Annotated in this window: 19 protein-coding genes; 5 read left to right on the top strand and 14 right to left on the bottom strand. The window is 61.7% G+C overall.

Going from position 1 to position 19136, the window contains the following annotated elements; genetic code table 11:
* Positions 1–5: 5 nt before the first annotated feature.
* On the bottom strand, positions 6–1040 hold the full coding sequence (locus ACOAP0_RS04250) for an amino acid ABC transporter substrate-binding protein (protein WP_498375453.1): 1035 nt from the start codon (positions 1038–1040) through the stop codon (positions 6–8).
* A gap of 334 nt (positions 1041–1374) precedes the next feature.
* Here ACOAP0_RS04250 and ACOAP0_RS04245 point away from each other — a divergent pair, with 334 nt between their 5' ends.
* Positions 1375–2403, top strand: a complete 1029-nt coding sequence (locus tag ACOAP0_RS04245; protein WP_498375454.1) for a methionine synthase — start codon at positions 1375–1377, stop codon at positions 2401–2403.
* Positions 2400–3581 (top strand): serine hydrolase domain-containing protein, encoded by a 1182-nt coding sequence (locus ACOAP0_RS04240; RefSeq protein ID WP_498375455.1) that lies wholly within the window; start codon positions 2400–2402, stop codon positions 3579–3581. Before ACOAP0_RS04245 ends, ACOAP0_RS04240 begins: the two co-directional genes overlap by 4 nt.
* Positions 3582–3594: 13 nt before the next feature.
* Here the strand turns inward: ACOAP0_RS04240 and ACOAP0_RS04235 are convergent, their stop codons facing one another.
* From ACOAP0_RS04235 to ACOAP0_RS04210, 6 genes are all read right to left on the bottom strand, one after another.
* Positions 3595–4125 (bottom strand): pilus assembly FimT family protein, encoded by a 531-nt coding sequence (locus tag ACOAP0_RS04235; RefSeq protein ID WP_498375456.1) that lies wholly within the window; start codon positions 4123–4125, stop codon positions 3595–3597.
* Positions 4126–4202: 77 nt separating this feature from the next.
* Positions 4203–5009 (bottom strand): DUF6671 family protein, encoded by an 807-nt coding sequence (locus ACOAP0_RS04230; protein WP_498375457.1) that lies wholly within the window; start codon positions 5007–5009, stop codon positions 4203–4205.
* Between the two features lie 84 nt (positions 5010–5093).
* Entirely contained in the window at positions 5094–6140 is a 1047-nt protein-coding gene (locus ACOAP0_RS04225) for an NADP-dependent oxidoreductase (protein ID WP_498375458.1), read from the bottom strand.
* Positions 6141–6238: 98 nt separating this feature from the next.
* Positions 6239–6823 (bottom strand): DUF1003 domain-containing protein, encoded by a 585-nt coding sequence (locus ACOAP0_RS04220; RefSeq protein WP_498375459.1) that lies wholly within the window; start codon positions 6821–6823, stop codon positions 6239–6241.
* Between the two features lie 50 nt (positions 6824–6873).
* Positions 6874–7485 carry a YitT family protein gene (locus ACOAP0_RS04215; protein WP_498375460.1) on the bottom strand — a complete coding sequence of 204 codons (612 nt, stop codon included), beginning with the start codon at positions 7483–7485 and terminating at the stop codon, positions 6874–6876.
* Between the two features lie 13 nt (positions 7486–7498).
* Positions 7499–8005 carry a hemerythrin domain-containing protein gene (locus ACOAP0_RS04210; protein ID WP_498375461.1) on the bottom strand — a complete coding sequence of 169 codons (507 nt, stop codon included), beginning with the start codon at positions 8003–8005 and terminating at the stop codon, positions 7499–7501.
* 101 nt (positions 8006–8106) lie between these two features.
* Here ACOAP0_RS04210 and ACOAP0_RS04205 point away from each other — a divergent pair, with 101 nt between their 5' ends.
* Complete coding sequence (locus tag ACOAP0_RS04205) at positions 8107–8847, top strand: 2OG-Fe dioxygenase family protein (RefSeq protein ID WP_498375462.1); 741 nt, start codon at positions 8107–8109, stop codon at positions 8845–8847.
* 70 nt (positions 8848–8917) lie between these two features.
* Here the strand turns inward: ACOAP0_RS04205 and ACOAP0_RS04200 are convergent, their stop codons facing one another.
* Positions 8918–10144 carry an NAD(P)H-dependent flavin oxidoreductase gene (locus ACOAP0_RS04200; RefSeq protein WP_498375463.1) on the bottom strand — a complete coding sequence of 409 codons (1227 nt, stop codon included), beginning with the start codon at positions 10142–10144 and terminating at the stop codon, positions 8918–8920.
* A 137-nt stretch (positions 10145–10281) separates the two neighbouring features.
* On the opposite strand from ACOAP0_RS04200, the gene ACOAP0_RS04195 reads away from it, so the two are divergent.
* Positions 10282–11319: a GGDEF domain-containing protein gene (locus tag ACOAP0_RS04195; protein WP_498375464.1), complete on the top strand. Its 1038-nt coding sequence runs from the start codon at positions 10282–10284 to the stop codon at positions 11317–11319.
* Between the two features lie 25 nt (positions 11320–11344).
* Here ACOAP0_RS04195 and bktB read toward each other — a convergent pair whose 3' ends face one another.
* Positions 11345–12532, bottom strand: a complete 1188-nt coding sequence (bktB, locus tag ACOAP0_RS04190; protein WP_498375465.1) for a beta-ketothiolase BktB — start codon at positions 12530–12532, stop codon at positions 11345–11347.
* Between the two features lie 180 nt (positions 12533–12712).
* Here bktB and ppk2 point away from each other — a divergent pair, with 180 nt between their 5' ends.
* The gene (gene ppk2 / locus ACOAP0_RS04185) at positions 12713–13609 is read left to right on the top strand and encodes a polyphosphate kinase 2 (RefSeq protein WP_087497217.1); all 897 of its coding nucleotides are present in this window, start codon (positions 12713–12715) and stop codon (positions 13607–13609) included.
* A 27-nt stretch (positions 13610–13636) separates the two neighbouring features.
* Here ppk2 and ACOAP0_RS04180 read toward each other — a convergent pair whose 3' ends face one another.
* From ACOAP0_RS04180 to ACOAP0_RS04160, 5 genes are all read right to left on the bottom strand, one after another.
* Complete coding sequence (locus ACOAP0_RS04180) at positions 13637–14401, bottom strand: SDR family NAD(P)-dependent oxidoreductase (protein ID WP_498375466.1); 765 nt, start codon at positions 14399–14401, stop codon at positions 13637–13639.
* 85 nt (positions 14402–14486) lie between these two features.
* Positions 14487–15500, bottom strand: a complete 1014-nt coding sequence (locus ACOAP0_RS04175) for a transporter (protein WP_498375467.1) — start codon at positions 15498–15500, stop codon at positions 14487–14489.
* 58 nt (positions 15501–15558) lie between these two features.
* Positions 15559–16455 carry an NUDIX hydrolase gene (locus tag ACOAP0_RS04170; RefSeq protein ID WP_498375468.1) on the bottom strand — a complete coding sequence of 299 codons (897 nt, stop codon included), beginning with the start codon at positions 16453–16455 and terminating at the stop codon, positions 15559–15561.
* Complete coding sequence (gene recJ, locus ACOAP0_RS04165; RefSeq protein ID WP_498375469.1) at positions 16452–18161, bottom strand: single-stranded-DNA-specific exonuclease RecJ; 1710 nt, start codon at positions 18159–18161, stop codon at positions 16452–16454. Before recJ ends, ACOAP0_RS04170 begins: the two co-directional genes overlap by 4 nt.
* A 19-nt stretch (positions 18162–18180) precedes the next feature.
* Positions 18181–19125, bottom strand: coding sequence for a hypothetical protein (locus ACOAP0_RS04160; protein ID WP_087494630.1), 945 nt, complete (start codon positions 19123–19125; stop codon positions 18181–18183).
* Between the last annotated feature and the right edge of the window lie 11 nt (positions 19126–19136).

The following is a 19136-nucleotide window of genomic DNA, read 5'->3' as shown; positions in this document are numbered from 1 at the left end:
CGCCATTAACGGACTGGGGGAGCGTATTGCACGCCGCCTTTGCTCCACAGGTTGTTCAAGCCACGTGGCAATTGCAGGGGAGACTTGGGGCCCACATTGCGTTCGAAGATTTCACCGTAGTTGCCGGTGGTCTTGATCGCGCGTGCCAGCCATTCTTTGTCCAGACCCAGCAACTTGCCGGTGTCTTCAGTGGTACCAAGCAAGCGGCCGACAACGGGGTCTTTGGTGTTGGCCTTGAGGTCATCCACGTTGGCTTGGGTAACGCCGTTTTCTTCAGCTTCCAGCAGACCGTAAACAGTCCACTTCACGATGGCAGTCCACTCGTCGTCACCGCGGCGAACCATGGGGCCCAAAGGCTCTTTGGAAATCAGCTCAGGAAGAATGACGTGGTCAGCGGGGTTCTTGGCAACCTTGTTGCGGGTTGAGGCCAAGCCGGAAGCGTCTGTTGTGTAAGCCACGCAACGGCCGGAGAAGTAAGCACCTTCAGCCGCTTCGAGCTTTTCAAACACGATAGGTTTGATGTTCAGGGCGTTAGCCTTGGAGTAGTCGGTCAGGTTCTTTTCGGTGGTGGTGCCGGATTGCACGCACACGGTCTGGCCCTTAAGTTGTTTGGCGCTCTTGAGCTTGCTCTTCACGGGAACCATAAAGCCTTGGCCGTCGTAGTAAGTCACGGCGGTTTGGGACAGACCCAAGGAAGCGTCACGGGTCAAAGTGAAAGTGGTGTTGCGGGACAGCACGTCGATTTCGCCGGATTGCAGAGCAGTGAAACGGGCTTGTGCGTTCAGGGGAACGTACTTCACCTTTTCGCCATCGCCCAGCACTGCAGCAGCCACAGCGCGGCACACGTCCACGTCCAGACCGGTCCACTTGCCGTTGGAATCAGCAGCACCGAAACCTGCCAGACCTGTGTTCACACCGCAAACCACTTGGCCACGGGCCTTGACGGCGTCCAATGTTTTGCCAGCGTGGGCAGGCGCTGCAACGACAGCACCCAATGCGGCAACCACGGCTGCCAGTGTTTTCAGTTTCTTCATGCTCATAAATCATTACTCCAAAGAATTGAATCAGCAGGATGCACCAGACTGGTGTCTGCTCCCCGATTCTGAGGCTGAACTGTAGCCTCAGGAGCCTTCGCTCTCATCGGGGTTTACCATCGAAAGGTATGCGGAAAAGTAATAACCTAATTCGCCGCCTACCTCTCTGCAAGTCGTGCGAATGAAGCAGAAAACGTGCCACCGGTAGAGAAGTGTGATCACCCTTACGCAGTTTTGGCGGCGGGATATCGGATTGGGGGCTTTGTCACCTGAGTGGCAGCCCGGCGCCGGCCTTGCGATAAGGTGTGGGCCCAGACCCACAAGACCAAGGAGACTTTCCATGTTCGAAACCGCAATCGCCGGCAGCTTGCCCAAGCCCTCATGGCTGTCAGAGACCGAAAAACTCTGGCCGCAATGGAAGCTTGCCGGCCCTGAACTGCAGCAAGCCAAGGCGGATGCCACCCTGTTGTGGATCAAAGCCCAGGAAGATGCGGGCTTGGATGTGGTGGGCGATGGTGAGCAAAGCCGGCAGCATTTTGTGCACGGTTTTCTGGAGCAGGTTGACGGCATCGACTTTGAAAACAAAGTCAAGATGGGCATCCGCAACAACCGGTATGACGCCATGGTGCCTCAGGTTGTTGCTGCATTGAGGCTCAAAGGTCGCGTGCATGCCTTTGAAGCTCAACTCGCAAGAACCCACACCAAAAAGAAACTCAAGTTCACCTTGCCCGGACCTCTGACGATTGTGGACACCGTGGCCGACCGGTTTTATGGCGATCGAAAGACCATGGCGTTTGCGTTTGCGGAGTTGCTGAATCAGGAAGCGCGGGCCTTGCAGGCTGATGGGGTGGACATCATCCAGTTCGATGAGCCGGCTTTCAATGTGTACATGCAGGACGCCGCGGACTGGGGTGTGCAAGCACTGGAAGTCGCCGCCAAAGGGCTCACTTGCACCACTGCCGTGCATATTTGTTATGGCTACGGCATCAAGGCCAACACAGACTGGAAAGAGACGCTGGGTGGCGAATGGCGGCAATACGCGCAGGTGTTTCCGGCACTGGCGGCCAGCAGCATCCAGCAGGTGAGCCTGGAGTGCTACCACTCGCATGTACCGCCGGACTTGATGGCACTGCTCAAGGACAAAGACGTCATGGTCGGTGTGATCGACGTAGCCAGTGACGTGATTGAAACACCTGAGCAGGTGGCGGACACCATCGGCATCGCATTGCAACACGTGCCACGCAATCGCATCTTCCCTTGTACCAACTGTGGCTTGGCGCCCATGAGCCGTGAGGTTGCCACCCGAAAGCTCGAAGCCTTGGCCAAAGGCGCGGCCCTCGCACGCGAGCGCTACGGGGCCGGTGCATGAGTGGCCTGACTCTCTCTCCGGGTTTCCATGCGCCTGCCCTGCGGAACCTCGAGCAAGTGCTGCAAGCGGATGTGGAAAAAGGGCGTTTACCCGGGGCAGTAGCCTTGGTTGCACGCCATGGCCAGACCGTGTTGCACTCAGCCATCGGACAGCAGAACCCGGCGGACGGCACGCCCATGGCCGTGGACAGCATCTTCCGCATCTACTCCATGACCAAGCCACTGGTGTCGGTGGCGATCATGCAATTGCTGGAGCGCGGCCAACTGTTGATGAGTGACCCGATAGGCCAGCACTTGAGCGAGTTTGCCGATGTGCGGGTGGCAGAGGATGAAACGGGCCGGCAGACCCGGCCCCCGGCCCGCCCCTCCACGGTGCAAGACCTGTTGCGCCACACCTCCGGCCTGACCTACGAGATTCTGGGCGACGACCCTATCCAGCAGCGCTACGCCCAAGCCGGCTTGGGCACCCGCATGCTGAGCAACACCGGTTTCTCGCAAGCCCTGTCCGCGATTCCTTACCGCTACGAGCCCGGCAGCATCTGGCAATACAGCCGCGCGACAGACCTGCTAGGTGCCCTGTTGGAACGCGTGACCGGGATGGCCTTGGGGGACTATCTGCAAGCGCACATCCTCGGACCTTTGGGCATGGTGGACACCGCATTTGTGGTCCCGCCCGACAAACATCACCGCATTGCTGAGCCCTTTGCCCATGACCCGGACGGTGGCGTGCCCATGCCCCTGATGGACTTGCGCAAGACCACCCCCATGCAAGCGGGCGGCGCAGGTTTGGGCTCCACGGCAGCCGATTACGCACGCTTTTTGCAGTGCATGTTGAATGGCGGCGCCCTGAATGGTGCGCGCATTCTCAGCCCTGCCTCGGTACGGCTGATGACCTCTGACCATTTGGGCGACATTCCGGTCAACCGCAGTGGCCGCGCGGCAGAACTGCTTCCCCCCGGACATGGCTTCGGCTTGGGGTTTGCGGTGCGCCTCGAAGAGGGGTTGGGTACCCAGCTGGGCAGCAAAGGCATGTACTACTGGAGCGGTATTTCCGGCACCGTGTTTTTTGTGGACCCGGCGAAAGATTTGTTTGCAATTTTGCTAACCCAGGCTCCCAATCAACGCAGCTGGTACCGCCCCTTGTTCCGCAATCTGGTGTACGCCGCGCTGAACGATTGAGTGGCGTCGGCGTTCAGCAGCCCGTGGTGCGCAGGATGAGCTGGGGCTCGCCGCTGCCGTTGTAGTTGTAGGCCAAGGAACAGTTGGCGGGGGTAGGGGCATCGGTCAGTACCCAACCGGCATCGCCATTCGGGATGGTGCTGTTGCTGTAACCGTAAAACGTGAACTTGTTGAACACGATCGGGGCGGTGGAAAGGTAGCCCCCACCAGCTATGGCTGGTGCGCCTTGCAGCGTCATGCCGATGCCGTCCCACCACCGGTCGGGGTAGCCATTCCAGAGGCGGATGCTGCTGCCTTGCATGTCCAGAAACTTCAGTGCCGGGTCTGCCACCGCCGTGGTGCCGCGCAAGGCAGCGGTAACCTTCACAGTTTCCATGGTGGTCCTGACAGCACCCAACAATCCATTGAGCGTGGCCACACGCGCATCGGTGCCGAGGTTGATGAACTTGGGCACCGCTACAGCCGCCAGCACACCGAGGATGGCAATGACCATCACCAATTCGATGAGCGTGAACCCCCGGTTTGCCACTTTGTTGCTTGTCATGCAGCGCATTTTAGGCATAGAGCGCCCGTTGGGTCTGCGTAAGCAGCTATAAAAACCATAGCGACATTGATGATTTTCTAGGGGTTGCAGTAGTTGCATCGTGAGGCGGGCACGCTTTGCACCAGCTCCACACGCTGTGAATGGCCGCACGCATCGCAGCGAATGTTTTTGGCCATGATCGCGTGGGTCGGCAACCCACAGGATTCACAGGGCGCTCCAGCTATGGGCGACTCTTCGCCAAAGCCGTAGCTCGCACAATCAGGGCAGTTGCTGCAAAGGCGTTGCGATAGCAGCTCTGCGCACCGTCTGATCATGCGCATCCGGGTGGGGTTCCGGTGCGCCCGCATATCAGTCTCCAACTCAACCGGCCCGCTGTGTAAAGCCAGTTGCACTTGAACTTCCAAGGCGGCCAAGTCCCTGCAGTCCTTGTCGAAAACCGTCTGCCCCGGCTTCCCGATGATCAGGCCATGGGCTGGAAAGCCGATAGCGCTCGCAAAATCGGCGGCGTCCTTCCAGTCATGCACGGTGGTTTGTCGGTAATTGGTTTCAGGGCCTTGTACCGCGGCACAGATAAGGCGCTGGTCGGTGTCATCCCAAAAAGCAAGCACTTCACGCCCCCAGGGGATCATCCCGGTATAGGGGTCCGGGCCAAAGCTGCCCTCACTGCCCAGCCCGAATCGCCATCCACTGAGTTCAGTGGCCAGTTTGGCCTTGCTGGCCGCTGCATCCACTTGGGTGCCTTTGCGAGCCACGGTGCCGGTGAAGGTGCCCAGCTTGTCGGTATCAAAGCCGGAAATCGTGGACACAGAAAAGCCCGCTTCTTGAAGCGGGCCTTCTACGGCGCTTTGTTTGCCATGTTGCGTCAGGAGTGCGATGGCTTGCATGGAGGCCCTATTGTCAGCCAAGCCATCACTGTGAAGCATGCTGGCCCGGGCGGGTATTGCAGGGCCAGCCGTTGTGTTTGCTGATCAGCCCCTGGCGACTTCCAGCACCAGCTTGCCGAAGTTTTCTCCGTTGAAGAGCTTGAGCAGCGTCTCCGGGAAGGTCTGCAGGCCCACCACTACGTCTTCCTTGCTCTTCATGCGACCGTCTTTCAGGTAGCCGGCCATTTCGGCCACGGCAAGGTGGTAGCGGTCGGCGTAGTCGAACACCACAATGCCTTCCATGCGCGCGCGGTTCACCAGCAGACTCAGGTAGTTCTTGGGGCCTTGCACGGCCGTCGTGTTGTTGTACTGGCTGATGGCGCCGCAGATGATGATGCGGGCCTTGCGGTTGATGCGGGCCAGCACGTCGTCCAGAATCTCGCCGCCCACGTTGTCGAAGTAAATGTCGACGCCGGACGTGCAATGCTCTTTCAGGCCTGCGCGTACGGCGCCGGGGCCGGCCTTGTAGTCGATGCAAGCATCAAAGCCCAGTTCCTTGACCACCCACTCGCACTTGGTGGGGCCGCCCGCAATGCCGACCACGCGCAGGCCCAAGATTTTGGCGACCTGGCCTACGGTCTGCCCCACGGCACCGGCGGCACCGGAGATCACGATGGTCTCGCCCGCTTTGGGCTGGCCCACATCCATCAGGCCGAAATAGCCGGTCATCCCAGGCATGCCCAGCACATTGAGCCACTGGGTCAGGGTACCGGCACGCAGGTCGATTTTGACCAGGCCGTTGCGCTTCATCTCGTCTTTGGCAATCGTGATGTATTCCTGCACACCGAAGCCGGCGCTCACATAGTCGCCCACGGCGTATTTGTCGCTCTTGCTGGCCACCACCACGCCCACGCCACCGGCGCGCATGACTTCACCAATGCCCACCGGCGGGATATAGCTCTTGCCTTCGTTCATCCAGCCGCGCATCGCGGGGTCCAGGCTCAGCGCCAAGGTTTTGAGGGTCACACCGCCCTCAGCGGGCTCAGCCACCGGCTCGGAGGTGTGGCTCCAGTCGCTGGCTTTGGGCATCCCGACAGGGCGCGCGGCCAGGCGGATCTGGTGGTTGGTCAGGGTAGACAGGGCTTGGGTCATAGGGGCTCCGGGGGGAAGGGGGTCAACAATGGTCGCGGATGGTAGCGCCGTACCGTGCGTAGCTTGGTAGCCTAGGTGACAAGCCCGGGCTTGAGTTCTTAAGTCGTGGTGTGTGGATGCGCGGCGGTGTGCGGTGGCATCGCACTTTGGCTGCGCAGTTCGGCCAGCTGGCTCGACAGCTCTTTCACCGCTTGGGTCAGCAGCAAAAGCTCCTTGTCTTTGAGCAGGTCGATTTTTTCGTGCAGCAGCTCAATCTCCAGCTCCGCCTTGACGTTGACCTCGTAGTCGCTCTCGGCGTGTTTGCGGTCCAGCTCCGACTGCCGGTTCTGGCTCATCATGATGGCCGGCGCCGTGTAGGCCGCCTGGAAAGACAGTAGCAGGTTCAGCAGAATGAAGGGGTAGGGGTCCCAGGCCTGCGACCCGGTCAGCACATTGCCGGTAATCCACACCACAATCAGGCCACTCTGGATCAGGATGAAACGCCACGATCCCACGGTGCGCGCCACCACGTCTGCCATGCGCTGCCCGCGGGTGGGTGGTGGCAGATCAAAGTGCTCTGGCGCGGCGGTGACTTTTGGCGGGTGCTTGTGGCGGTGTTTGCGCCGGTGTTCACGTAGCAGGCCGAGCTGGTGTTGATCCACCGCTGGACTTGAGGCAGTAGGCGTGGTGTTTGTGGTGGGCATGCGGGCCTCCGGTGGTATGCGGCAGGGTTGCCGGCGCCCTGAGTGTGCGCTCAGTGAGCCATGTAGCGGCCGGCGCGATGGTTGGTCGCCAAAGTCTGGTTCAGGGTGACGGCGCCCAGCACACTCCACTGCACATGCTGCCAATCGGTCACGCCGAAGGCCAGTAGCACGATGGTGCAGTCAAGTGCCATTTGCAAGCGCCCTGCGCGCCAGCCATATTTATCTTGCAGGTACAGCACCAGCACATTGAACCCACCCAGGCTGGCTTTGTGCCTGAACAAAATCAACATGCCCGTGCCCATGAGCAGGCCGCCAATGATGGCGGTGGCTGCAGGGTGCAGGTGTTCAAAGCCCATCCATTGCGGCAACAGGTTGGTGAACACGGCTAGAAGCGCCACCGCCATGAAGGTCTTCACGGTGAAAACCCGCCCCATGCGCTGGTAGGCCAGAGCGTAAAACGGCAGGTTGATGGCAAAGAAAATCAGGCCGAAATTCCAGCCGGTGGCGTAGTGCAGCCAGAAGGCCACCCCTGCCGTGCCACCAGTTAGCAAGCCCACCTGCTTGAACATCAAGACCCCCAGCGCCACAAAAATGGTGCCGGTGAGCAGGGCTTGCAGGTCTTCGGAAGGACGGTGGCGCAGGGCAGGAGAGGATTCGGGCATCGAGCGAGTGTATTCAGGCGGTGGCAGTGTCCGAGCAGGTGACGCCGCCGCAGCCATGAATCTCCGTTTGCGGCAAACGGTCCGGTTGGGCGAGCGCTCCGGTAGCCGGGTCGTAACCTGCCGAACGCAAGTGCAATGCCAACGACGCATCCATGCTTTGCGCATGCTGGGGAAACCAGATGCCCAGTTCGTCGGCCATCTGCCGCACCACAGCCAGATCGCCGCCGTGGCCGCGGGCTTCCCCCTCGCGCAGTACCTGAAGCACCACTTTGTGCTGGGTGGCATGGCAGTTGCCGGCCGCAAAACCGGTGGCGCGCATCCATTGGTCTTCGCGGTCGAAATGCTCCTGGGTGTGGGCAATCAACTCCGACCACAGGGGCATGAGCAATTCGTCTTCCGCCAGCACCACGCGCTCCAGCAGGGTCACAAACTCTTGGTGCACTTCGTCCATCACGGGCATGTCGAGCACCAGAGCGTCGCTCCAGGCAAGGGTGGCGGGGGCATTGACGGTTTCGGTCATCGGTTTTCTCCTTGATCCGGCCCAGCTTAGGGGCAGACGGTTTCGGGCGTATTGACCCACATCAGGCATCGAAAGAAGAGTGCGGTTGATAATCCGGCGCTATGACCATTTCCTTCCAGCCCCCTCTGATTGCCCGCCCTGCCGACCTGGGCGCCACCCTGTTTCGTCAGGGCTACGCGGTCGTCGGAGCGTCACAGGTTGCAGGGCTGTCCGGCGTGCCGTTGGACGCCATGTTGGGCTGGTGCGACGGGTGGAATGATCTGCCGCCGGACAACTATTTGAAAGATGGTGGCCGCTACCGCCGCCGTCGCCATTCCTGCTTTGTGATGGATAGCCACGGCGTCACCCAGGCACCGCACCGGCCGCATTGGCAACCCTTGGCCTACAACGCCCTGCATGGCGGCATGCAGCGACACTTTGAGCCCATGGAAAGCGGCGTCACCGCGCAAGCTCCTTGGCAGCAACTATTGGCCTGGCTGGGCCGGGTGGCAGACGATTTGAAAGGCCCTCATACCTGGTTTGCGGAGGCGCACCAGTTTCGCATCGACACCACCGACGGTATCGGTCGCCCCACGCCGGAAGGCGCCCACCGCGATGGCGTGGACCTGGTGGCCGTGTTTATGGTGGCCCGCAACGGAGTGAAGGGCGGCGAAACCCGTGTGTTCGAGGCCGATGGCCCGAACGGCCAGCGGTTCACCCTGAGTGAGCCCTGGTCATTGCTGCTGTTGGATGATGAACGCGTCATCCATGAGTCCACCCCCATCCAGCCCGTGGCTGAAGGGGGCTACCGCGATACCTTGGTGGTCACCCTGAGGGCTGGTGGCTTTCAGGGTGAGGCTTAAGGCGTTTTAGCCCTTTAGCGCCCGCCGAATGTGCGCAGAGAGCTCCTGAATTGATAGCGGTCTGTCTGCTTTAAACCGCTGCGACCACTATTCCTGGCGTCAGCAGACGTTGCATCAGTTCCCGCACTGTTTTGATCTGGTCGCCAAAAGGCAAGCGGCCGGCACCCCGGAAGAACAGGCCTTTTTTCACATCGCCACGCAGCGCAGCGGCCAACTGGTTGTCGATGCAAAACTGGCCCCAGCCCGGTAAACCATCGCGAAGGCCGCACTGGCCCAGGCAGTCAAAGCTTTTGGTGCAGCGGCTCTTCGCGTGCGCCACGGCTTGTAGTTTTGGCTCTATCTTCATGTACGCGCGCAACCAGGGCGTGCCCACCGCGCGGGCGGGCAGGCCGGCCACGCTGGTGAACTCAACCATGTCTTCCTCGCGTGCTTCGGCCAGCACGCGCTTGAATTCCGCGTGGGCGTCGCTTTCCTCGGTCACGGCAAATGCGGTACCCAGTTGTACTGCGTCCGCCCCCAAGGCCTGCAGACGGGCTATGTCTTCATGGGTGCGGATGCCGCCGGCGGCAATCAGCGGTATGTGCTGTTCGTAGCCCGCATCTTTGAAAAACTGCCGCACTTGGGGAATCACGTTCTCAAAGTCAAACCGGGTGTCCTGCAGGTCCGCGATCTTGGCAGCGCCCAAGTGGCCACCGGCCAAGCGCGGGTGCTCGATGACGATGGCATCCGGCAGTCGCTTTTTGCGCTCCCACTTTTTAACCAGCAGTTGCACACCGCGTGCGTCCGAGAGGATGGGGATCAGCGCGGCTTGGGGGTGGTCTTTGGCCAGGTCCGGCAAATCCAGCGGCAAGCCGGCGCCCACCACCACGGCATCGATACCGGCTTCCAGGGCCCGGGTCACGTTGGCGGCGTACTCGCTAACCGCCCGCATCACGTTGATGGCCAGCAGGCCTTTTCCACCTGTGCGTTCCCGAGCGGCTTTGATTTCGCGGTCAATGGCCTCCAAGTTGGCGGCATTGATGCCGGCTTTGGCTTCCTCACCGGGCGCCAGCTCACGGGTACGGTCCATCAAGTCAGGGTGGTGCCGCCGCAAGTCCACGCTGGAGAGCGTTCCTACGCCGCCGGCCGCCGCCACGCTGCCGGCCAAGCGGTTGCCCGAGATGCCGATACCCATGCCGCCCTGCACGATAGGCAGCACACGCCGGCCGGCAATTTGCAATGCACTCAGGCCGCTTTTGCGCAACCAATCGTTGGATTCTTGCGGCAAATGATGCATATCAGGCTTGGTATCGTTCATTGTGTGGTCTAAGATGGCAGCGTTTAGCAACCGCGGAGCTTAGGCTGACGCGGCCCGGAGAGGTTTGCGTTGCGTCAATCTAAGACGCAATCGGCGGTTGGAAGCCGGAAATGACAAGAACAAGGTAGACAGATTTCATGAATGCTTTGGTGCAGAGTCTTGCGGCCCTCGGGGGCTTGAGAGACCGTGATGCGTTGGATACAGAATTGGTGCGCCTCGTGCTCACGAGTTCTGGCGTCGACATTCATTCTGCAAACCTCATTCGTGTTGTAGGCGAAGGCGAAGACCGGCGTTGCCTCTCCCTCTCTGCGCTGGCAGTCGGCCAGGAAACCGCCACCCGCGATCTGCTGTGGTCAGACTGGAGTCTGCTGCCCAAGGTGTCTGACTTTCCTGTGCGGCAAAAATCCCTGGATATAGGCCGGGCGGCTACCAACCCGCAAGATGCGGGGCATGTGGTGTTGCCCGTAGGCCATGCGCAAAGTCTGCAAATCTTGTTGGAGGTCCGGGCGCCCAAGCCTCTGCAAGCTGCGGACATCGACTTGCTTCAAAGCATCTTGTTGGCCTACCAGAACCTGTTGGGTTTGCTGGATTACGGCGAGCGCGATTCGCTGACGGAGCTTCTCAACCGCAAGACTTTTGACGGCGCTTTTTTCAAAGCTACGGCAGACCAGTCCAACACTCCTCCCGACAACATGCCCGAGCGCCGGCATGACAGCCCTGATTCAGGGGTGTGGTTGGCGGTGCTGGACATCGATCATTTCAAACGCGTGAACGACAACTTCGGCCACCTGATTGGCGATGAGGTATTGCTCTTGATGGCCCGCCTGATGCGCGGCAACTTCCGTTTTCACGACCAGCTGTACCGTTTTGGCGGGGAAGAGTTTGTCATCCTCATGCGGTGCGATAGCTCCGCACATGCGGAAGGTGCATTGGAGCGTTTGCGGGAGCGGGTGCAGGCCTATGCCTTCCCGCAAGTAGGCACCATCACGGTGAGCATGGGGGTGTCGTCCCTCTTGCCCAATGACACGCCCAGCAGTGCGTTCGGGCGCGCCGACAAGGCGGTCTATTACGCCAAGGAGCACGGCCGCAACCAGGTTTGCAACTACCAGACCCTGGTAGCCGAGGGCAAGCTGGTTGAGCAGGTGGCTGACGAAATGGATGTGGACCTGTTCTGAACAGGCCCACCTTGGTGATTAGCGATTAGCGGTCGCGCTCGAAAATGGCGGCAATGCCCTGGCCGCCACCGATGCACATGGTCACCAGCGCATAGCGGCCGTTGATGCGCTCCAGCTCATACAAAGCTTTCACGGTAATCAAAGCGCCGGTTGCCCCGATGGGGTGGCCCAACGAGATGCCGGAGCCATTGGGGTTGACCTTGGCCGGGTCCAGCCCCAGGTCTTTGGTGACTGCGCAGGCCTGGGCTGCAAAAGCTTCGTTGGCTTCAATCACATCCAGATCGTTGACGGTCAAGCCGGCTTTTTGCAATGCCAGCTTGGTGGCGGGCACCGGGCCGATGCCCATGTATTTGGGGTCCACGCCAGCGTGGGCGTAGGCCACGAGGCGAGCCAGTGGTTTGAGGCCGCGGGCCTGGGCCACGCTCTTTTCCATGAGCACCACGGCAGCGGCGGCGTCATTGATGCCCGAGGCGTTGCCTGCGGTCACGGTGCCGTTTTCCTTGATGAAAACGGGTTTCAGCTTGGTCATGTCTTCGAGCTTGCAGTCGGGGCGGAAGTGCTCGTCGGTCGCGTAGGCCACTTCGCCTTTTTTGCTCTTGAGCATGACGGGGGTTATCTGGCTGGTGAAGTAGCCGGCCGCGGTGGCCTTCTGGGCGCGCTGGTGGCTCTCCACCGCGAGAGCGTCCTGCGTTTCGCGGCTGATACCCCACTTGGCGGCAATATTCTCCGCGGTCACGCCCATGTGGATGGTGTGGAAGGGGTCGTGCAGCGCGCCGATCATCATGTCCACCATCTTGGTGTCACCCATGCGGGCACCCCAGCGCATGTTGAGACTAGCAAATGGCGCGCGGCTCATATTTTCAGCGCCACCACCAATGGCCACATCGGCATCGCCCAACAAAATGCTTTGGCTGGCGTTGACGATGGCTTGCAGGCCCGAGCCACACAGGCGGTTCACGTTGTAGGCCGGTGTCTCCTGGGCGCAGCCACCGTTGATGGCAGCGACGCGGCTGAGGTACATGTCCTTGGGTTCGGTGTTCACTACATGGCCGAACACCACATGGCCCACGTCCTTGCCCTCGACGTTGGCACGGGCCAGGGATTCGCGCACCACCTGGGCGGCCAGATCGGTGGGGGGAATGTCTTTGAGGCTGCCGCCAAAGGTACCAATGGCGGTGCGCACAGCGCTGACGACGACGACTTCACGGGACATACAAGGCTCCTCTATCAATAAAAGTGGGTGCAGCACGCAGTGTGCGCCGCTTGCAATACAGGCATCTTACGGTTCGCCGGGTCATGGTTTTGTCATGAAATTGACATTAGAGGTACCTACCCTCAAGGTGTCAAAAATCTGCCCGTTCAGGAGTTGCCCGTGAGTTCCAGTGAAGAAGAAATGATCCGTCGCATCCGCAGCGACATGTTGGACAGCTATGACGAAGAGCTGGAAATGGAGCTCGACGACCACAACCAGGACGAGCTGGCCGATGGCCTGAGTCCCGAGCTGAGCGCCCAACAAAAACAGGACCGCCGCACCTATTTCCGCGAGCTTTTCCGCATGCAGGGCGAGCTGGTCAAGCTGCAGGACTGGGTGGTGGCTACCGGTCACAAGGTGGTGGTGATTTTTGAAGGGCGCGATGCGGCCGGCAAGGGCGGCGCCATCAAGCGCATTACCCAGCGCCTCAACCCCCGTGTCTGCCGTGTGGCTGCGCTGCCCGCGCCCAACGACCGCGAACGTACCCAGTGGTACTTCCAGCGCTATGTGAGCCACCTGCCTGCGGCCGGCGAGATCGTGTTGTTTGACCGCAGCTGGTACAACCGCGCAGGTGTGGAGCGCGTCATGGGCTTTTGCAACGACGAGCAGCTCGAAGAGTTCTTCCGTACCGTTCCCGAGTTTGAAAAGATGCTGGTGCGCTCCGGCATCCAGGTCATCAAGTACTGGTTTTCTATTTCGGATGAAGAGCAGCACACCCGCTTTCTGGGCCGCATTCACGACCCGCTCAAGCAGTGGAAGCTCAGCCCCATGGACCTGCAGTCCCGCGTGCGCTGGGAGGCTTACACCCACGCCAAGGAAGCCATGCTGGAGCGCACCCATATTCCCGAAGCCCCATGGTGGGTGGTACAGGCCGTGGACAAAAAGAAGGCCCGCCTGAATTGCATCCAGCACCTCTTGGGTCAAATGCCCTACGAAGAGATACCTCACCCTCCGGTAGAGTTGCCAGAGCGGGTCCGCCACCAGGACTACGAGCGCCACCCGGTGCCGGCAGAGATGTACGTGCCGGAGATCTATTAGGCTTTCAACGAACGACGATGTGGCGGGCTAGCCCCGCACGTCGGCCACTGGCTGCTCACCGAAATCAGGCCGGGCCAGATAGGCCAGCACGCGGCGCGCGGCCTCTTCGGGGCTGGTGAGTTGCCCGTGGTTCTTCAAGCCTTCAAAGCTGCCCCGGTCGGGAAACTGCGCGACATCGGCGCTGCGTAGCTGGACTTGCATGTTGGTGTCTATCACACCGGGGGCCAGTGAACAGACTTTGGCACCATGGGGAATCAAGGCTTCGTCCATCGACAGGCAGCGGGTGAAGTGGTCCATGCCTGCTTTGGCCGCGCAGTAGCCGGCTTGCGAGGCCATGGCGCGCCGGCCGAGACCGGACGACACGTTCAGCACCTTGCGCGGCACTTTCCATTCGCGGGTGGCCGCCAGAAATGCGGCGCACAGCTGCATGGGCGCTTCCAGGCCCACGCGCAGGGCATGGGCCAGGTCGGTCGGGGCGCTGTCACGCAGCGGCACCAACGCGGGAATGACGCCTGCGTTGTTGATCAGGGTGGCGCTGGCGTAGTGATGGTCCGGCAATGCCTGTAGCCACGCACTCAGGCGCTCTGCTGCCGTAGCACCATCCGCCAAGTCGACATTCCATTGTTCCAAAAGGGCTCCTGAATCGTGGGCTGCTTGCTCCAATGCGGGTTGGGTGTTGCGTGAGAGGCAGAGCAGTTGGTGGCCGGGTTGCAGCAGTTGCTGCGCCATGGCCAGACCCATGCCACGCGATGCGCCGGTCAGGATGGTGAGATGCAATCGGGATGTGGACATGGGTGCTTCCGTTAACTTGCTATGAATTCAGGAGCTACTCGCGCATATTCCATAGGCGCCAGAGGCTAAGAAGGCTTGTAATCGCCTAGTCCCGCGGCTTGCGCAAGGCAATGAAGGCGGCAACGGCCGTGAAACTGACGATGAGTGCCACGATCCACCAGAAGCCATGCGGGTGTTCCGCCAGCGGGATGCCGCCCACGTTCATGCCCAGCAAGCCGGCAATGATGTTGATGGGCAAGGCCAGCACGGTCACGATGGTCAGCACGAACAGGCTGCGGTTGTTGGCCTCGGCCACGCGGCCGGCAATTTCTTCCTGCAGCAACTTGATGCGCTCCTGCAGCGCGGCCATGTCGCTCAGGGCCACGTTGAATTCTTCGGTGGACTGGCGCAAGTCGCCCAAGTCTTCCTCGCCAATCCATTCCGGCGGCTTGCGCAGCAGGCGGAACAGGGCAGCAGGTTCCGGCGCCAGCAGGCGTTGCAGGCGCACCAGCAGCCGGCGCAGGGCACCGAGGTTGGCGCGCTTGGTCTCCAGCCGCCCCGCCAGCAGCTTGTCTTCAATCTCGTCCACCCGTGCGGTGGTGTTGCGCACGATGTTGATCAGCACATCGCCCTGGTCGTGCATCAGGTGCACCAGCAGGGCCACCGGGGACATGACCTTTTCGCCCCGGCGCACGGCGTCGCGCAAGCGGTCTATGGAGCGCAGGGGTTGCAGGCGGGCACTGACCACCAGGCGCGGGCCGACGGACAGCCACAAGGTGGAAATGTCAGACGGCTCAAAAGCAAAGTCGTAGCTCACATCGTTGACCACGGCGACCAGCATGTCGTCGTCCAGTTCCACGCGGGTGGAGCGGGAGCCGTCCGTCAGCGATTCATGGAACAGGTCTGAGAGTTGCAGGTTGTCTTTGAGCCACTTGCTGCTGGCGGTGTGCGACAGGTTGAAATGCAGCCACACAAAGCCGCCCGGTACCGTCGGTGGACTCTGCAGCCACTGCAGTGCCTCGTCGCTGCCGGTGGGCGTACCGGCACCCTCGGCATCAAACACAAATCCGTAAATCAGGCCGCTGGGGTCTGCACCGTAATTCTGGGAGGGGTGGTTCATCGGTGGGCGGGGCGTGGGGGCTTCAAGTGGCGAGCGCACATGGTAGCGCCTCTGTGTTTCACAACAGGCCCAAGCCTTGGGCCAGCGAGGCCACGGCATCTTGCGTGAATGCGCCGGCTTCTATTTGTGCCAAGGTCTGCGCAGCGTTCATGCACACAAAGCCAGTTACTTCACCGTCCTGGTTGGCAGGCTCCCAGCCGTCCGCGCACGCCCAGTTGTAGACCAGCAGGGTTTCGTCATGCCAGCCGCCGGCGTCCATGCGAGCAGTGCGCACCAGCCCGGCGTCGTGCAGGGTGTGGGCGTCTTCCAAGACGGCGCCTGCTTCTTCCTGCAACTCGCGCAGGGCACAGCCCAGGGGCGATTCATCGGCCGGCAAGCCGCCAGCGGTCACGTTGTCCAGTAGTCCCGGGTCGGTGGCTTTGGTGAGTGCGCGGCGCCCGCACCACAGGCGGCCGTCCGGGGTGAAGCCGTTGATATGCACCGCATGGCTGCGCATCCCCAGAAAGCGAAAACCCGCGCGCTCCACCGCCAGCAGCGGCGGCTGTTCATCATCGGGCGGCATCAGACAGTCGTGGTGCCAGAAGGCAAAGGCTTCCTTACGCCAGCCGTGCACCAGGCCGCGCGCATGGCATTGCTCCAGGGCGGCTTGCAGCAGGGTGCTGCGTTCATTTGCAGGCAAGGCCAGCACCTGCCAATGAAGGCCTGCGGTTTCGCCGTCAGCCTGAAAGTGGCAGTCCGGCAACAGGGTGGCGAGCAGAGCGGCCCGTTCCGGTTCCACGCGTCCCAGTTGCAGCGGCTCTGCAGGGCCGCCGCCGCTGATCCAGAAGGTGTTCAGATGAAGCGGTGGTTCGGCATTGGCGCGCCGTGCAGCGTCCGCCAGAAACTCGCGCTGGGTGGACGTAAGAGCGTCGGCAAAGGCCCGCGCTCCCCGCAGGCTCATACCTTGCAGGGTCAAACCTGCGCCCCTTCGACCAGAAAGCGCACGCGGCGCACGCCGTTCCACTCGTCCGCATCCAGGCGGAAAGCCAGTGTGACCTTGGGTGGCAAAGGCTCGGTGTGCCCGAACCAGATGCCGTCCACCGGCTCGCCCTGGTGCTTGAGTTTGAGCGCGAGGTGTTTTTCACCCACCAGGCGCTGGGAGACGACTTCGACCTCTTCGCTGAAGGTGGGGGCGGCAAAGCCCTGGCCCCACACCTCTTTGTGCAAGGCGTCCACCAGATCCACGCGGCGGTATTCGGCAGCCAAGGGGCCATCGGTTTCCATGCGGCGGGTCAGCGTGGCGGCGTCCAGCCATTCTTGGGCCACCTCGTTCATGCCGTTCTCAAAATCGTCAAAAAACTCTTCCGCCACCGTGCAGCCTGCGGCCATGGCGTGGCCGCCGAAGCGCAGGATGACGCCGGGGTGGCGCTTGGCCACCAGGTCCAGCGCGTCACGTAAATGGAAGCCAGGAATGCTGCGGCCAGAGCCCTTAAGTTCGTGCTCTTTGCCTTCGGCGGCGCTCGCGGCGAATACGAAAGTGGGGCGATGCAACTTGTCTTTGATGCGGCTGGCCACAATGCCCACCACGCCTTCGTGGAAGTCGGGGTCGAACACGCAAATGGCGGGTGGAGGCTCATCGCCTTCGTCGAACAGGCTCTCGGCAATCATCATGGCCTGTTCGCGCATGTCGCCTTCAATTTCGCGGCGCTCACGGTTGATGCCGTCCAGCATCTTGGCCAGCTCATCGCCGCGCCCAGCGTCGTCCGTCAGCAGGCATTCGATGCCCAGAGTCATATCGCTCAAGCGGCCGGCGGCATTGATGCGCGGCCCCAGTGCAAAGCCGAAATCGAAGGTGGTGGCCACTTCTGCTTTGCGTCCCGCTGCTATAAAAAGACTAGCTAGTCCCGCAGGCATGGCGAGCGCCCGAACCCGTTTGAGCCCTTGGGCTACGAGGCGTCGGTTGTTGGCATCCAGCTTGACCACATCGGCCACCGTACCCAGCGCCACCAAAGGCAGCAGGGTGTCCAGTTTGGGTTGTGTGGCGGCATCAAACACAACGCGGTTGCGCAACTCAGAGCGCAGCGCCAGCAGGGTGTAGAACATGACGCCCACCCCGGCCATGGACTTGCTCTCAAACGTGCAGCCCGGCTGGTTGGGGTTGACGATCACGTCCGCATCCGGCAACTCACTGCCGGGCAAATGGTGGTCGGTGACCAGCACTTGCAGGCCCAGTGCCTTGGCACGGGCCACGCCGTCCACGCTGGCGATGCCGTTGTCCACGGTGATTAGCACATCGGCGCCGGATTTCTTGACCCGCTCGCTGATGGGGGCTGTCAGGCCGTAGCCATCTACCACGCGGTCGGGTACCAGATAGTCCACATGGCGGGCGCCCAGCAGGCGCAGTCCGCGCACGGCCACGGCACAGGCGGTGGCTCCATCACAGTCATAGTCCGCCACCACACAGAGCTTTTTGTCTTGCGCAATCGCATCGGCCAGCAGCACGGCTGCACGGTCGGCACCCAGCAAGCCTTGCGGTGGCAGGAGTTTGCCCAAGGCGTCGTCCAGCTCGTCTTTGCCGGTCACACCGCGTGCGGCATACAAGCGGGCCAGGAGCGGGTGCAGGCCGGCTTGCTCGAGGGCCCAGGCGGCGCGGGGGGGAATGTCGCGGGGAACGATTTTCATAAGCTCAAAATTCTCACGCTCAGAGTGTGGCCAGCAATTCAGCCGGCGTGGGCGTGGTGAAGCGGCGCTGAATGCGGTTCCACCAGGCCGTGTTTTGCAGCACAAAGCTGGCGGCCATGCGCTCACCGCACAGAGTCAGTTCAAAGGCTTGGCCCGCTTTGGCCTGGCGCAGCAGGGTTGAAAGCAAAGTTGCATCCAGCGTTTGCCAGGCTTGTGTCCAGGCGTGAGCGTCGTCGCGCAGGGCGGCCGCTTCGAGGCTGTGCTGCACCGACATGGTGTCGGACTTTTCCAGGGCACTCTGGGGCAAAGCGCCGGTGCCGCTGATCCAGAAGGAGTTGACCGTGAGCCGCCGCTGGGCCGCTCGCGCGTCGTTCACCGGGTGGCGGTAGAGCAGCATCTGCATTTCGTTTTGCAGGCGGCGCAGGCTGCGGGCCTGCGGGGCGCGGGGCATCCATTGGTCCACCCGTGGGCCACAGGCCCGGGCCAGCGAGGCCGTGGGCAGCTCGCGCAGCAGCTCGCCCTGGGCCAGCCAGGTGCTGTGGTTCAAGGCATGCAGGGTGATGCCGTCTTCGGCAAAGTAGGGCTGCATGGCAGCGCGCAGGGCATCAATCTCGTGGACGTCCAGCGCCAGGGATTCGGGGTGGTCCATGGCCACGTGGTCGGCGTTGATCTGCCAGTGGCAGGGCGTGATCCAGGCCCAGCCCGTGTCGCCGTGGGTGCGGGTGAGGCCCAATTGGCGGGCATCCAACGCAGCCCAGGGCAGCAAACCGTCAGCCCCTTGCAACCCCAGGCTTTTGGCATGCACCCGCTCAAACAAGGGAGAGAGTGAGTCTTCTGCACCCAGCAGCGGCGGGGTGGGGGTCAACAATTCGAGCAATTCGGCCAGATACGGGAGCTCCAGGCGGGGCAGGGCTTCCTGGCACTGCGGGCCGGCCGGTGCTGCGAAGGGAATAAGGGTGTGCATACACAGGATTG

The organism is Curvibacter sp. Hmag1.1 (assembly GCF_059769165.1).
Note: the sequence above shows the minus strand (reverse complement) of the source record. Positions and strands in the feature narration are given on the sequence as shown.